The following is a 13,161-nucleotide window of genomic DNA, read 5'->3' on the forward strand; positions in this document are numbered from 1 at the left end:
CCATCTGTATATAACTGCCACTTGGGGCCGCTTCGCGCCCCAAATGGCAACTGAAAGTCTTGACTGACCGGCATCGATGTTGGAGTCAGGCCCATCAGCGCCGCCAGACCTGCCCTTCCCCACTCACCACCCAAGGCGCCTGGTCGCCAGCGATACGCACCCCGCCAACCCAACGCGGCGCAGGTGCCTGGTCGAGCCAATGGGCCTGCCCGGCCAACACCTGCTCGCCAAGCGCCGTCAACCGCAGGGGGCGTTGCGACCAGCTATCGCCCTCTCCTTCATGCAACAGCGGGCGGGGTGCATCGACCAGTGGCCGCAGCAAGGTGTGGAACATCAGGTCGCCCAGGTATGGCAGCGGCTCGTCGTGCTGCATCAGCTGGGCGAATACCCAGCCAGCGGGACGTTCGCCATGTACCGCCAGGATGCGCAACACCAGCCGCTCGGTGAGGCTCAAACCGTCAGCCGCCCCCGGAAGCTCCTGCAACTGGCGCGCCAGCGCCGGCCCCAGCAGCGGCAAGGCGGGATGCTGCCGGGTGGCCAGGCCTGCCCAAGTACGCGGATCTGCTGCGGTATAGGCCGCCCATGCCTGGCGCGCCAAGGCCAAGGCATCCTCGCCCAGCGCGCGGCGTTGCGGCCAGAGCCAGGCGAGCAGGTCCGGGGCCAGTTGGCCAATCCCGATGAAGCGTTCGACACCTGGAACCTGGTTGATTTCGATCAGTTCGAGCCGGCGCGGCAGGCTGGGCAGGCTTGCCAGCAGGCGCACCAGGAACAGTTGGTCGTAGGCGTCCGCTTCGCACCAGAGCACCACTTCGCTGTCGGCGCCCAACTGCGCCAGTGCCGAACGCTGCTGGGTTTGGCGCTGTTCGATATCCACGGCGGCAAGGCCGAACGCCTGCTGTATGTAAGCGGCGCGTACCGCCCAGTACTCCTCCTCGGGCAGCGCCGGCACCGGCCCCATCACCATGGGGTCGGCGAACATATGGAACGCACCGGCGAATCCCGCGATGCGCAAGCTGTGCTCGATATCGTTTCCGCAACGCCAGTGCTGTACGCTCGCCTCGCCGTCGCTGGCAAAGCCTGGGTGGCGTGCGGCGAAGGCGACGGCGTCGGCATGGGCCTTGAGCCTGGGCCAGCTGGCGAAGCCGGCCTCGCGGGCCACCAGCCACTGGGTGTCGGCGAGACGGTAATCGGGGCCTGGCAGGCCGAGCGTGCGCAGTTGTGCGCGGGCATCGTCGGCCTCGCCGTCGTTCAACGCCGCCAGCAGGCGCTTGGCGCGCTTGCGCAAGGCGGGTACGTCGAGCAGGCCATGATGGCGGGATGCATGGATGGCAGGCATGCCAACTCCTTTTGGGGCTCGGTCCGCCGACAAGCCGGGAGCTGGAGTGAAGGAAAATAGCAAGCGTGCCTGGGAAACCCCTTCGCGCGGACCGCAGGCGCAGCGTACGCCCTGGCCCAGACTCTAGCGGCAAGCTCCACGGGAAGCAATGCGTCGAGTGGCAAACCAATGCCCTGCACGTTAACGTGCGCGTAACCCACCAGCCCAGGCCCCGCCATGTCCGTCGCTGGCAGCCTTCTTGCCGTCCCCCTTGCCGCCACCCTGCTGACCCTGACGCCCAGCTCGACACTGCGCGAGTATTGAGAACAGCCACCGTGGAGAGCAAGCGCCAGGCGATGCCAGACGTTAAGCACCGCGCTGGCCGAACCAGCGCGACGCCAAGGCGCTTGGTGTCGATGGTCACTGCACACCCCTCAAACTGATACGACAACAGTTGTTTTCGCCGGCCTACCTCTTGCGATCAAACCCCGCTGTAGTCGCCATCTGTTAGATCTCCACGTCAAACAATCTTCACGTGAGGGCTAGGCACCCGCCAAGTTGTACGATAACCTACCTCAACTTTGAAACCCCACCCCAAGCGCCACAGGATGCCTACAACAATGACCCCACAAGAGCTGCAATCCATCCTCTCCCATGGCCTGCTGTCGTTCCCCGTCACCGACTTCGACGCCCAGGGCGACTTCAATCCGGCCGGGTACGTCAAACGCCTGGAATGGCTGGCCCCCTACGGCGCCAGCGCACTGTTCGCCGCTGGCGGCACCGGTGAGTTCTTCTCCCTGGCGGCCAGCGAATACAGCCAAGTCATCAAGACCGCCGTGGATACCTGCGCAGGCTCGGTGCCGATACTCGCCGGCGTGGGCGGCTCCACCCGCCAGGCCATCGAATATGCCCAGCAAGCTGAACGCCTGGGCGCCAAGGGCCTGCTGCTGTTGCCCCACTACCTCACCGAGGCCAGCCAGGACGGCGTTGCAGCCCACGTCGAGGCCGTATGCAAGTCGGTGAAAATCGGCGTGGTGGTGTACAACCGCAACGTCTGCCGCCTCAATGCCACGCAGCTCGAACAACTGGCCGAGCGCTGCCCGAACCTGATCGGCTACAAGGACGGTCTGGGCGACATCGAGCTGATGGTGTCGATTCGTCGCCGCCTGGGCGAGCGCTTGAGCTACCTGGGTGGCCTGCCGACCGCCGAGGTGTATGCTGCAGCCTACAAAGCCTTGGGTGTCCCGGTGTATTCGTCGGCGGTGTTCAACTTCGTGCCCAGGACCGCGATGGACTTCTACCACGCCATCGCCCGCGATGATCACGCCACCGTCGCCAAGCTGATCGACGACTTCTTCCTGCCGTACCTGGATATCCGCAATCGCAAGGCCGGTTACGCCGTCAGCATCGTCAAGGCCGGAGCGAAAATCGCCGGTTACGATGCGGGCCCGGTGCGCACGCCACTGACCGACCTGACCGCCGAAGAGTACGGGATGCTCGCAGCCCTGATGGACAAGATGGGCCCGCAATAAGCGGCGCCCTGGCGACCTGCCCTTGTCATGGCCGAAGCGGAGCCATCCCGCTTCGGCCCATACCCGATCCCCGCACAACAATAACTAGTGGGAGCTCCATCAATGCAAGCGACTAAAAAGACGCATGTACGCTACCTGATCCTGCTCATGCTGTTCCTGGTGACCACGATCAACTATGCCGACCGTGCCACCATCGCCATCGCTGGCTCCAGCCTGCAAAAGGACCTGGGCATCGATGCGGTGACGCTCGGCTACATCTTCTCGGCGTTCGGCTGGGCCTACGTGGCCGGCCAGATCCCCGGCGGCTGGCTGCTCGACCGCTTCGGCTCGAAGAAGGTCTACGCCTTCAGCATCTTCACCTGGTCGCTGTTCACTCTGCTGCAAGGCTTCGTCGGCGGCTTGCCGGTGGCCTGGGCGGTGGTGACCCTGTTCACCCTGCGCTTTCTGGTCGGCTTTGCCGAAGCGCCGTCGTTCCCTGGCAATGCCCGCATCGTTGCCGCCTGGTTTCCCACCGCCGAGCGCGGTACCGCATCGGCGGTGTTCAACTCGGCGCAGTACTTCGCCACGGCGCTGTTCGCCCCGATCATGGGCTGGATCGTCTTCCGCTTCGGCTGGGAGCACGTGTTCGTGGTGATGGGCGCATTGGGCATCGTGTTTTCCGGTGTCTGGCTCAAGACCATCTACAACCCCAAGGAGCATCCGCGCATCAGCCGCAGCGAACTCGAACACATCGAGCAGAACGGCGGCCTGGTGGACATGGACCAGAAACGTGCCAACGACGGCCCCAAGTGGGGCTACATCAAGCAGCTGCTGACCAGCCGCATGCTACTGGGCGTCTACCTTGGCCAGTACTGCATCAACGCCATCACCTATTTCTTCCTGACCTGGTTCCCGGTGTACTTGGTGCAAGAGCGCGGCATGACCATCCTCAAGGCCGGCATCATCGCTTCGCTGCCGGCCATCTGCGGTTTCGTCGGCGGTGTGCTTGGCGGCGTGATCTCGGACTGGCTGCTGCGCCGTGGCCACTCGCTGACCTTCTCGCGCAAACTGCCAATCGTCTGCGGCCTGCTGCTGTCGACCACGATGATCTTCTGCAACTACGTCGAGGCCGAATGGATGGTGGTGGGTTTCATGACGCTGGCGTTCTTCGGCAAAGGCATCGGCGCCCTGGGCTGGGCGGTGGTCTCGGACACCTCGCCCAAGCAGATCGCCGGGTTGTCCGGCGGCATGTTCAACACCTTCGGCAACATCGCCTCGATCACCACGCCGATCGTCATCGGCTACATCATCAGCGCCACGGGTTCGTTCAAATGGGCGCTGGTGTACGTGGGCGCCAATGCCCTGGTCGCCGTGTTCAGCTACCTGGTGATCGTGGGCCCGATCAAGCGCATCGAGCTGCGTGACGTCCCAAAGGATGACGCCACGCCAGGCATGGCCGCCAGCAGCGAACTGGCCGGCTCGCGCCATTGAGTGAAACACGCCTGTGAACACCACAAGAAGGGCTCCATCATGCAGTTGATCGAACACTCCGACTCGCCCCGCTACGTCCGCCTGCACGACGATGACAACGTCGTGGTGGTGGTCAACGACGGCGGCCTGGGGGAAGGCGCCAGCTTCGCCGACGGCCTGACCCTGGTCGAAGACGTACCGCAAAGCCACAAGGTCGCCACCGTGGATATCGCCAAGGGAGAACCCGTACGGCGCTACGGACAGATCATCGGCCATGCCCTGGAAGACCTGCGCCGGGGGAGTTGGGTCAAGGAAAGCCAACTGGCCATGCCTGCCGCTCCGGAACTGGCCAGCCTGCCGCGCTGCGATGCCGTCCCCGAGGCCTTGCCGCCACTGCAAGGCTACACCTTCGAGGGGTTTCGCAACGCCGATGGGACTGTGGGCACGCGCAACATCCTCGGCATCACCACCACGGTGCAATGCGTGACCGGCGTGCTGGACCATGCGGTCAAACGCATTCGCGAAGAGTTGCTGCCCAGATACCCCCACGTCGACGATGTCGTCGCCCTCACCCACAGCTATGGCTGTGGCGTCGCGATCAACGCCCGGGATGCCTACATCCCCATCCGCACCGTGCGCAACCTCGCGCGCAACCCCAACCTCGGCGGCGAGGCGCTGGTCATCAGCCTGGGCTGCGAAAAGCTGCAGGCCGACCAGGTGATGCACGCCGACGATCCTTCGGTCGACCTCGACGAGCCTTGGCTGTACCGCCTGCAGGATGCCAACCTGGGCTTCGTCGAGATGGTCGAGCAAATCATGGCCCTTGCCGAGACACGCTTGGCCAAGCTCGACAAGCGCCGCCGCGAGACCGTCCCGGCCAGTGAGCTGATCCTCGGCATGCAATGCGGCGGCAGCGATGCGTTCTCCGGTATCACCGCCAACCCGGCGCTAGGCTTTGCCGCCGACCTGCTGGTGCGCGCAGGCGCCACGGTCCTGTTCTCGGAAGTCACCGAGGTGCGCGACGCCATCTACATGCTGACCTCGCGCGCCGAGAGCCAGGCGGTGGCCGACGCTTTGGTGCGCGAAATGGACTGGTACGACCGCTATCTGCAGCAAGGCGCGGCAGACCGCAGCGCCAACACCACGCCGGGCAACAAGAAGGGGGGGCTGTCGAACATCGTCGAGAAATCCCTTGGCTCGATCGTCAAGTCCGGCAGCGGCGCCATCCAGGGCGTGCTCGGCCCTGGCGAGCGCGTCACGCGCAAAGGCCTGATCTTCTGCGCAACGCCAGCCAGCGATTTCGTCTGCGGCACGCTGCAACTGGCGGCGGGGATGAACCTGCACGTGTTCACCACCGGGCGCGGCACGCCCTACGGCCTGGCCATGGCGCCGGTGGTCAAGGTGTGCACACGCACCGAACTCGCCCAGCGCTGGCCCGACCTGATCGACATCGACGCCGGGCGCATCGCCAGCGGCCGCGCGACCATCGAGGAGCTGGGTTGGGAACTGTTCCATTACTACCTGGATGTGGCCAGCGGTCGCAAGCAGACCTGGGCCGAGCGGCACAAGCTGCACAACGACATCACCCTGTTCAATCCGGCGCCGATTACCTGAACGGCCTGCGGCGCCCGCTCAATCACATTCATACAGGAGTACTCCATGCCTGAGATCCTCGGCCACAACTTCATCGCCGGGCAACGCAGCGCCACTGGCACGCAACGCCTCCAGAGCCTGGACGCCACCACCGGCGAGCCCCTGCCCTACGTGTTCTTCCAGGCCACCGAGGCCGAGGTGGACCAGGCCGCCCGCGCCGCCGCCAACGCCTTCGCCGAGTTCCGCCACCTGGCCCCGGCTCGCCGCGCCGAGTTCCTCGACGCCATCGCCGCCGAGCTCGACGAACTGGACGACGCCTTCGTCGACATCGTCTGCCGTGAAACCGCGCTGCCTGCGGCACGCATCCAGGGCGAGCGAGGGCGTACCAGCGGCCAGATGCGCCTGTTCGCCGAGGTCTTGCGCCGCGGCGACTTCCTCGGTGCACGTATCGACCTCCCATTGCCCGAACGCCAACCGCTCCCACGGGTGGACATCCGCCAGATGCGCATCGGTGTAGGCCCGGTCGCGGTGTTCGGCGCCAGCAACTTCCCGCTGGCCTTCTCTACCGCCGGCGGCGATACCGCGGCCGCCCTGGCCGCTGGCTGCCCGGTGGTCTTCAAGGCGCACAGCGGCCACATGGCCACCGCCGACCTGGTCGGCTGCGCGATCCAGCGCGCCGCCGAGCGTACTGGCATGCCCAGGGGCGTGTTCAACATGGTCTTCGGCAGCGGTGTCGGCGAATGGCTGGTCAAGCATCCCGCGATCCAGGCGGTGGGTTTCACCGGCTCGCTCAGAGGGGGTGACGCCCTGTGCCGCATGGCGGCCGAGCGCCCACAGCCCATCCCGGTGTTCGCCGAGATGTCCAGCATCAACCCGGTGATCATCCTGCCGGGCGCGTTGGCCAAGCGCGGCGAAGCCATCGCCCGTGAACTGGCAGGCTCGGTCTGCCTCGGCGCCGGCCAGTTCTGCACCAACCCGGGCCTGGTCATCGGCCTGCGATCGCCGCAGTACAGCCAACTGCTCGCCGATCTCGGCCAGCATCTGGAGCAGCAGGCGGGCCAGACCATGCTCAACGCCGGCGGGTTGAACAGCTATACCGCAGGCCTTGGACACCTGCATGCCCACGCGGGTATCCGTCACCTGGCCGGGCGCGCCCAGGGCGGCAACCAGGCCCAGGCCCAACTGTTCAAGGCCGACGCCCAGCTGTTGATAGACGCCGACCCGCTGTTGCAAGAGGAAGTGTTCGGCCCCACGACCGTCGCTGTGGATGCCCAGGACAACGAGCAGTTGCGGGCTGCGCTGCAAGGCTTGCGCGGCCAGCTGACAGCGACTCTGATCGGTGAGCCGGAAGACCTGCAAGCCTTCGCCTGGCTGGTGCCGCTGCTGGAGGAAAAGGTCGGCCGCATCCTGGTCAATGGCTACCCGACCGGCGTCGAGGTGTGTGATGCCATGGTCCATGGCGGCCCTTATCCGGCGACCTCCGACGCACGGGGTACGTCGGTCGGCACCCTGGCCATCGATCGCTTCCTGCGCCCGGTGTGCTACCAGAACTACCCGCAGGCGCTGCTGCCTGAAGCGTTGCGCGACAGCAACCCGCTGGCGCTGCGCCGGTTGGTCAATGGGCAGTGGAGCACAGGCGCCATTGGTTGAGTTCGTCAGATCCCAGGGGGCCGCTTCGCGCCCCCAGGATCTTGAGTGAACAGCAAGCCATCGGCCTCAGGCGCCCTGCGCCTCGGCTTCCTCATGCGCCTGGCGCAACCGCTCCCGGCTATTGGACAGGTGCATCCGCATCGCCATCTTCGCCCCTTCGCTGTCTCGCCGGGCGATCGCCTCGTAGATCGCATCATGCTCGTGGCGCAGCCTGCTCATGTAGTGGGCCTGGTCGTCATGGGCCAGGCGTGCGGAGTTGAGGCGCGTGCGCGGAATGATGCTGGTGCCCAGGTGATCGATGATGTCGGCGAAGTAGTGATTACCGCTGGCCTGCGCGATGAGCAGGTGGAACTGGAAATCCGCCGAGACGGCGTCCGAGGCATGGGACACGCCTTCGTTGAGCTCGTCCAGCGCTTCACGCATGGCCGCCAGCGCCTCGTCGCTGCGCCGCTGGGCCGCCAGGCCTGCCGATTCGACCTCCAGGGCAATGCGCAGCTCCAGCACGGCCAACACCTCGCGCAAGGTGACGATGGTCGCCGGATCGATGCGCAAGCCACTGCTGGCCGGCGCGTCCAGAACGAAGGTGCCGATGCCGTGGCGCGTCTCGACCTGGCCCGACGCCTGCAGCCTGGAGATCGCCTCACGGACCACGGTGCGGCTGACGCCCTCCTCGGCCATGATCTGCGATTCGGTCGGCAACTTGTCGCCGCGCTTAAGCTGACCGCTGCGGATGCGCTCAGTCAGCACCGTGACCAGTTCCTGGGCCAGACTGCGCGGTTTGCGCCGAGTCCGGGTCTGTACCTGCTGCTCTGTCATGCCCTTGCGTTCACGTTGAAAGACAGCCGTCATGATAGCGCAAGCAGTTGTACGATCACACTCATCCGTAGCGCTTCGAGCGCAATCATCATCCCGAGCGAGATGGAAGCCTTCCCTACGCCAACGTACTGTCCTTAGAACTTTTTCCTATTTACCGGTCTATGGGATAAGCCCAGAGGTCGGCGAGCACGACTTCGATGCTTTCCCGCCGCCGGATGGCCGCGTGTCCCATTGTCAATCAGAGGTGGTCTTCGTTCATGAAACTCCATGTCCCCCGGATGGTGCTCCTTGGCCTGTTCGCGTTCGCGGCAATGGGCTCGGCATCGGCAATGCAGATGAAGACCCCGCCCCCAGCTTTGGCGACCAAAGTCACGACCGCCCAGGCGCCGGTACAGCCTTCCGAAAACCCGTGGCCAACCTTGGCCAGCCTGACCGGCCAGCAGCCCGGGCCATTGCTGGCCCATGACGACCGACACTGGCATGACGGCCGCTGGCACGATCATCGAAGCGATTGGCGCCGGGACAGATGGCGCAGGGAGCAGGCCCGCCGCGAAGCCGAGCGCCGTCGCGACTGGGAACGCCATCATTACCGAGCGATGCAGCACCGACATGGGCATGATCATCGCTACAAGCATGATCATCGCCATTATCGGCGCTGATGATCACTCATGCCGGGATAGGCCCACAGCGTTGAACACCCCTTGGACAACGGGTCGAGTCGTGGATGCTCGTGTAGTGCGCATGCCACTCAATCCGCCTATCGAAGTCGGCCCGGATGGCCTCGCCCGTGTTGAGCTTCGAATCGAGGCAACCGACCGGATGGTAGCCACCTACGCCCTATCCGTGACGTTTGAGGCCGAAAATGGTGACTCAATCAAGGCAAACACCTTCCTGATCGACATGTGAATGCAAGCGCCCCACGGCCGGCTCCAAACTACACCTGCAGACAGCGCAGAACATGGCCATGACATCGGCTTGCGCAATTAGCGCCTGCGCTGCCCTGCAAACACTCGGGCAGTGTCAGGTCTCGAGCACCTTCGCTTCGCCCCGGGAGCGCTCGACGGCGGATTTCTTCTCCCGGACCACGATATAGAACTCTTCCCCATGCTTGACCGCACCATACAGCACGGCCTTCTCGATCAGCTCGGTGCCGCGCACATGGCGCAACATCATCGGATCCTTGCGCAGGTCGCGGTACAGCGCCAGGCACAGCAGCACCATCACGATGACGAAGGGTAACGCGACGATGATGGTCAGGTTCTGCAGGCCCGTGAGCGCCGCGCCGGGGTTTCGCGGGTCGCCTATCGCCAGCATGATCGCAGCGACCGTCCCGGTGAGCGCGCCCCAGAAGATCACCGTGGCGCGCGAAGGCTCCGTGGTGCCGTGCTCCGACAGCGTCCCCATGACCAGCGAGGCGGCATCGGCGCCGGACACGAAGAAGATGGCCACCAGGAGCATGACCAGTACCGACGTTGCAGACGCCAGCGGATAGCTTTCCAGCAGCTCGTAAAGGGCGTAGTTGCTGTTCACGACGCCATCGACCAGCAACAGGCTCCCCTCGCGCACGGCGTCGATGCCGGCCCCGCCGAACACGGTGAACCAGACGAGGCTGACCAGGCTCGGCACCAGCAGCACACCGGTGACGAACTGGCGAATGGTGCGCCCGCGGCTGATGCGCGCGATGAACATGCCGACGAAGGGGGTCCAGGAGATCCACCAGGCCCAGTAGAACACCGTCCAGCTGGCCAGCCAGGTGTCCATCTGCTCACCGCCACTGGCACTGGTGCGGGCCATCATTTCGGGTAGCAGCTTGATGTATACACCGATCGACGTCGGCAGCAGGTTCAACATCAGCAGCGTAGGACCCACCATGAACACGAACACCGCCAGCACCAGGGCCAGCACCATGTTGGTGTTGGAGAGCCACTGTATGCCCTTGCCGATCCCTGAAACCGCCGAGGCGACGAAGGCGACGGTCAACACGACGATGATCGACAGGTAGAAAAGCTTGCCGGGGTTTTCAATCCAGCCATTGTGTTCGAGACCGCCAGCGATCTGCAGGGCACCGAGGCCGAGCGAGGCCGCCGAGCCGAACAGGGTGGCGAAGATGGCCATCATGTCGATGACACGGCCTACCGGGCCATTGGCGTGCTTGCCGATCAATGGCCGGAACGCTGCGGAGATGAGCTGCGAACGGCCACGGCGGAAGGTGCCGTAGGCGATCACCAACCCGACGATGGCGTACATGGCCCACGGATGGAGGGTCCAGTGGAACAGCGTGGTCGCCATGGCCACTTGCATCGCCTCGCTGGTTTGCCCGCTCGCCGTGCCGGGGGGCGGTGTCACGTAGTGGGAAAGCGGCTCGGCGACGCCAAAGAACATCAGGCCGATGCCCATGCCGGCGCTGAACATCATGGCAACCCAGGAAACCGTGCGAAACTCCGGGGGCTCGCCGTCACGCCCTAACGGGACCTTGCCGTACCGGCTGGCGGCCAGCCAAAGCACGAAGACCACGAATACGGTAGAGGTCAGTACGAAGAACCAGCCAAAGTTGACGATGACCCAGGATTGCGCCGTGGAGGCGCTGGCGGCAAGGCTCGCTTGATTGAGAAAGCCCCAGATGACGAAGGCGACAGCGACGATACTGGTGATACCGAAGACGACCCAGTCGATCTTGCCCTCACGGTCGCGATCCTGCTCTGCCTCTTGGGTTTTCGAAGGATCGGTCACACCGAGAGCCAGCGTTTCATCGTTGTCTTGCGCTGCCATCACTTAAAGCCCCTTTCTGGGTTTCTTGGATTTGTAATTGCCATACACCCTGTGCACCCACAGGCGAACGCGATGCGCGGCCCGATTATCTTGCCCGCCAACAAAGCACTGCTATCCGATACCGTCGCGGCTCATCCTCTGAGCGACCAACCAGTCAGCGCGCCTCTGGCTTGGTCGTGACGGATCGTGCGGTTTCCCCCGCTGCCCAACACCGTTATCCTCTGCCCCTCCAAAACAGGCTTTCCAGGACGGCGAGCATGACCCGGCCCCTTCTGTTGCTGGCTGCAGCCTTGGTGTTCAGCCCAGCGCTACAGGCCCAGCAGATCCAGCGCCAGTTGGGCGACTTCGATTTCAAGCTGGGCACCGACGCCTCCCGCACCATGGCCCATGGGCTGGTGTCGCCCAGTGCCGTCGGCGCCTTCCACGGCGGCCTCGACCTCAGCCACCCCAGCGGCTGGTACTTCGGCCAATACGCCCCGAGCATGGGCCTGACGCCCACCTCTACCCTGCGCCTGGACAGCTACCTGGGTTACAAACGGCGTTTCGACGACAGCCTGGGCTTCGAGGCGGGGCTGATCCACTACAGCCAGCCCTACCTCGCCGGCAGCGACAGCTATGCCCTGTATGGCGGCATCTCGGTGCTGGGCAGCCATTTCGGCGGCGCTCTGCGCGACAACCCGAACAATCGCACCGGTACGCTGTTCGCCGACCTCGGCCACCTGCCCTTGTTCGATGTCGACCTCACGGTCAAGGTCGCCCACCATCGCCTGGGCACGCCCTTCACCATTGGCGACGGCAGCCAGGTGGATGCCTTCAGTGACTGGTCGCTGGAGCTGTCACGCCCGTGGCTGGGCATCGACCTCAACCTGATCTACAGCGACTCGGACCTGCGCGGCGTGGGTTGCGATGCCTATGCCGGCATCAACCGCTATTGCGAAAGCATGGTGACGCTCAAGGCCCAGCGCAGCTTTTTCTAGGCGTTGGTGGCATCCGGCTGTCTAGAACTTGCCCAGGCATCGCACTCGCTGCCCAGCTCTTCCATCAGCCACGACGTGACCGACTCGAGCATGCGCGCCCGGCGCTTGCGCTCGGGCAGGATGGCGTAATAGCCGAACGGCGACTCGACGCTCTGGCTCAGCGGGCGGCACAGCAGGTTCTGGCGGATCAAGTCGTCCACCAGGTGCCGCCAACCGATGGCTACGCCCTGCCCGGCGATGGCCGCCTGGATCAGCAGGCTGTAGTTGTCCAGGCTCAGCCCGGTAGGGGGCGCGGCGCCGATGCCCAGGGCGCGGAACAGCCGAGGCCAGTCGTACCAACGGCTGTGCGAGTCGGCTCGCAGGTGCAGCAGCGGCAGCTCGGCCAACGCACTGGGTGCCAGGGGCAAGGTACGCGCGTTGAGCAGCATCGGGCTGCACACAGGGAAGACTTCTTCGCCGAACAGGCGCAGGGCCTCGCCGTGCTTGAAACGGCCATCGCCGAAGACGATGGCCAGGTCGATGTCGCCGCGTAGGCCCAGGGGGCTGCGTTCGCTGGTCTGGATGCTGACCTCCAGGTGCGGGTGGCGCTGGCGAAGACGCGGCAGGCGCGGCATGAGCCACAAGGCCGCGAACGCATAGTCGGTCGCTACCTGCACCACCTCCTGGGGCTGGCGGGCCTTGACCGCGTCGATACCGGCCTTGAATTCGCCCAGGCCAGCCTGGACGTGCTGCAGCAGCACGGCACCGCCCTCGGTGAGGTTGATACCCCGGTAGACACGGTCGAACAGGCGCACCTCCAGCAGGGCTTCGAGGCGCTTGATCTGCTGGCTGACCGCCGGCTGGGTGGTGCCCAGCTCCACCGCCGCCGCGGTGAAACTCTGATGACGGGCCGCCGACTCGAAGGCGCGCAACAACTCCAGGGGCAGACGATCCATAAGCTGGACTTATCCTAATCATCTCTGGTCGTGGGGTTTACCCAATCGGGCAGCAATGGCGAGACTGGGCTGCGTCACTATCCCATAAAAACCATGAATAGGTCAGCTGGCTGGTGGAGAGCGCA

11 protein-coding genes are annotated in these 13,161 nt (G+C 64.9%); 7 read left to right on the forward strand and 4 right to left on the reverse strand.

All coding sequences use genetic code 11. The features are described 5' to 3' along the window. Nucleotides 1-94: 94 nt before the first annotated feature. Complete coding sequence (locus NJF35_RS13000; RefSeq protein ID WP_225788402.1) at nucleotides 95-1,336, reverse strand: DUF1835 domain-containing protein; 1,242 nt, start codon at nucleotides 1,334-1,336, stop codon at nucleotides 95-97. A 599-nt stretch (nucleotides 1,337-1,935) separates the two neighbouring features. On the opposite strand from NJF35_RS13000, the gene kdgD reads away from it, so the two are divergent. The 4 genes from kdgD (at nucleotide 1,936) to NJF35_RS13020 (ending at nucleotide 7,539) form a co-directional block, all read left to right on the forward strand. Continuing rightward, the gene (gene kdgD, locus NJF35_RS13005) at nucleotides 1,936-2,847 is read left to right on the forward strand and encodes a 5-dehydro-4-deoxyglucarate dehydratase (protein WP_225788403.1); all 912 of its coding nucleotides are present in this window, start codon (nucleotides 1,936-1,938) and stop codon (nucleotides 2,845-2,847) included. A 102-nt stretch (nucleotides 2,848-2,949) separates the two neighbouring features. Continuing rightward, nucleotides 2,950-4,317, forward strand: a complete 1,368-nt coding sequence (locus tag NJF35_RS13010; protein WP_253080468.1) for an MFS transporter — start codon at nucleotides 2,950-2,952, stop codon at nucleotides 4,315-4,317. 39 nt (nucleotides 4,318-4,356) lie between these two features. Continuing rightward, complete coding sequence (gene garD / locus NJF35_RS13015) at nucleotides 4,357-5,910, forward strand: galactarate dehydratase (protein WP_253091153.1); 1,554 nt, start codon at nucleotides 4,357-4,359, stop codon at nucleotides 5,908-5,910. Nucleotides 5,911-5,955: 45 nt separating this feature from the next. Next, entirely contained in the window at nucleotides 5,956-7,539 is a 1,584-nt protein-coding gene (locus NJF35_RS13020; RefSeq protein ID WP_253091154.1) for an aldehyde dehydrogenase (NADP(+)), read from the forward strand. Nucleotides 7,540-7,605: 66 nt separating this feature from the next. Here the strand turns inward: NJF35_RS13020 and NJF35_RS13025 are convergent, their stop codons facing one another. After that, the gene (locus tag NJF35_RS13025; RefSeq protein ID WP_225788484.1) at nucleotides 7,606-8,355 is read right to left on the reverse strand and encodes a FadR/GntR family transcriptional regulator; all 750 of its coding nucleotides are present in this window, start codon (nucleotides 8,353-8,355) and stop codon (nucleotides 7,606-7,608) included. A 257-nt stretch (nucleotides 8,356-8,612) separates the two neighbouring features. Here NJF35_RS13025 and NJF35_RS13030 point away from each other — a divergent pair, with 257 nt between their 5' ends. Both NJF35_RS13030 and NJF35_RS13035 read left to right on the forward strand, forming a co-directional pair. Continuing rightward, entirely contained in the window at nucleotides 8,613-9,014 is a 402-nt protein-coding gene (locus NJF35_RS13030) for a hypothetical protein (RefSeq protein ID WP_225788407.1), read from the forward strand. A gap of 82 nt (nucleotides 9,015-9,096) precedes the next feature. Next, complete coding sequence (locus NJF35_RS13035) at nucleotides 9,097-9,261, forward strand: hypothetical protein (protein WP_225788408.1); 165 nt, start codon at nucleotides 9,097-9,099, stop codon at nucleotides 9,259-9,261. Between the two features lie 114 nt (nucleotides 9,262-9,375). Here NJF35_RS13035 and NJF35_RS13040 read toward each other — a convergent pair whose 3' ends face one another. Further along, nucleotides 9,376-11,124 (reverse strand): BCCT family transporter, encoded by a 1,749-nt coding sequence (locus NJF35_RS13040; protein WP_225788409.1) that lies wholly within the window; start codon nucleotides 11,122-11,124, stop codon nucleotides 9,376-9,378. A gap of 257 nt (nucleotides 11,125-11,381) precedes the next feature. Here NJF35_RS13040 and NJF35_RS13045 point away from each other — a divergent pair, with 257 nt between their 5' ends. Continuing rightward, nucleotides 11,382-12,101 (forward strand): TorF family putative porin, encoded by a 720-nt coding sequence (locus NJF35_RS13045; RefSeq protein ID WP_225788410.1) that lies wholly within the window; start codon nucleotides 11,382-11,384, stop codon nucleotides 12,099-12,101. Here the strand turns inward: NJF35_RS13045 and NJF35_RS13050 are convergent. After that, nucleotides 12,098-13,036 (reverse strand): choline sulfate utilization transcriptional regulator, encoded by a 939-nt coding sequence (locus NJF35_RS13050; protein ID WP_225788411.1) that lies wholly within the window; start codon nucleotides 13,034-13,036, stop codon nucleotides 12,098-12,100. The genes NJF35_RS13045 and NJF35_RS13050 overlap by 4 nt on opposite strands. Nucleotides 13,037-13,161 lie beyond the last annotated feature (125 nt).

It is taken from the genome of Pseudomonas guariconensis, from assembly GCF_024127895.1.
GTDB lineage: Bacteria > Pseudomonadota > Gammaproteobacteria > Pseudomonadales > Pseudomonadaceae > Aquipseudomonas > Aquipseudomonas guariconensis_B.

Excerpts from the sequence above, each read along its gene's own strand:
- NJF35_RS13030 (WP_225788407.1), top strand. The coding sequence starts at position 8,613 with ATGAAACTCCATGTCCCCCGGATGGTGCTCCTTGGCCTGTTCGCGTTC.
- NJF35_RS13040 (WP_225788409.1), bottom strand. The coding sequence starts at position 11,124 with ATGGCAGCGCAAGACAACGATGAAACGCTGGCTCTCGGTGTGACCGAT.
- NJF35_RS13045 (WP_225788410.1), top strand. The coding sequence starts at position 11,382 with ATGACCCGGCCCCTTCTGTTGCTGGCTGCAGCCTTGGTGTTCAGCCCA.
- NJF35_RS13050 (WP_225788411.1), bottom strand. The coding sequence starts at position 13,036 with ATGGATCGTCTGCCCCTGGAGTTGTTGCGCGCCTTCGAGTCGGCGGCC.
- NJF35_RS13010 (WP_253080468.1), top strand. The coding sequence starts at position 2,950 with ATGCAAGCGACTAAAAAGACGCATGTACGCTACCTGATCCTGCTCATG.
- kdgD (WP_225788403.1), top strand. The coding sequence starts at position 1,936 with ATGACCCCACAAGAGCTGCAATCCATCCTCTCCCATGGCCTGCTGTCG.
- NJF35_RS13025 (WP_225788484.1), bottom strand. The coding sequence starts at position 8,355 with ATGACAGAGCAGCAGGTACAGACCCGGACTCGGCGCAAACCGCGCAGT.
- garD (WP_253091153.1), top strand. The coding sequence starts at position 4,357 with ATGCAGTTGATCGAACACTCCGACTCGCCCCGCTACGTCCGCCTGCAC.
- NJF35_RS13000 (WP_225788402.1), bottom strand. The coding sequence starts at position 1,336 with ATGCCTGCCATCCATGCATCCCGCCATCATGGCCTGCTCGACGTACCC.
- NJF35_RS13035 (WP_225788408.1), top strand. The coding sequence starts at position 9,097 with ATGCCACTCAATCCGCCTATCGAAGTCGGCCCGGATGGCCTCGCCCGT.
- NJF35_RS13020 (WP_253091154.1), top strand. The coding sequence starts at position 5,956 with ATGCCTGAGATCCTCGGCCACAACTTCATCGCCGGGCAACGCAGCGCC.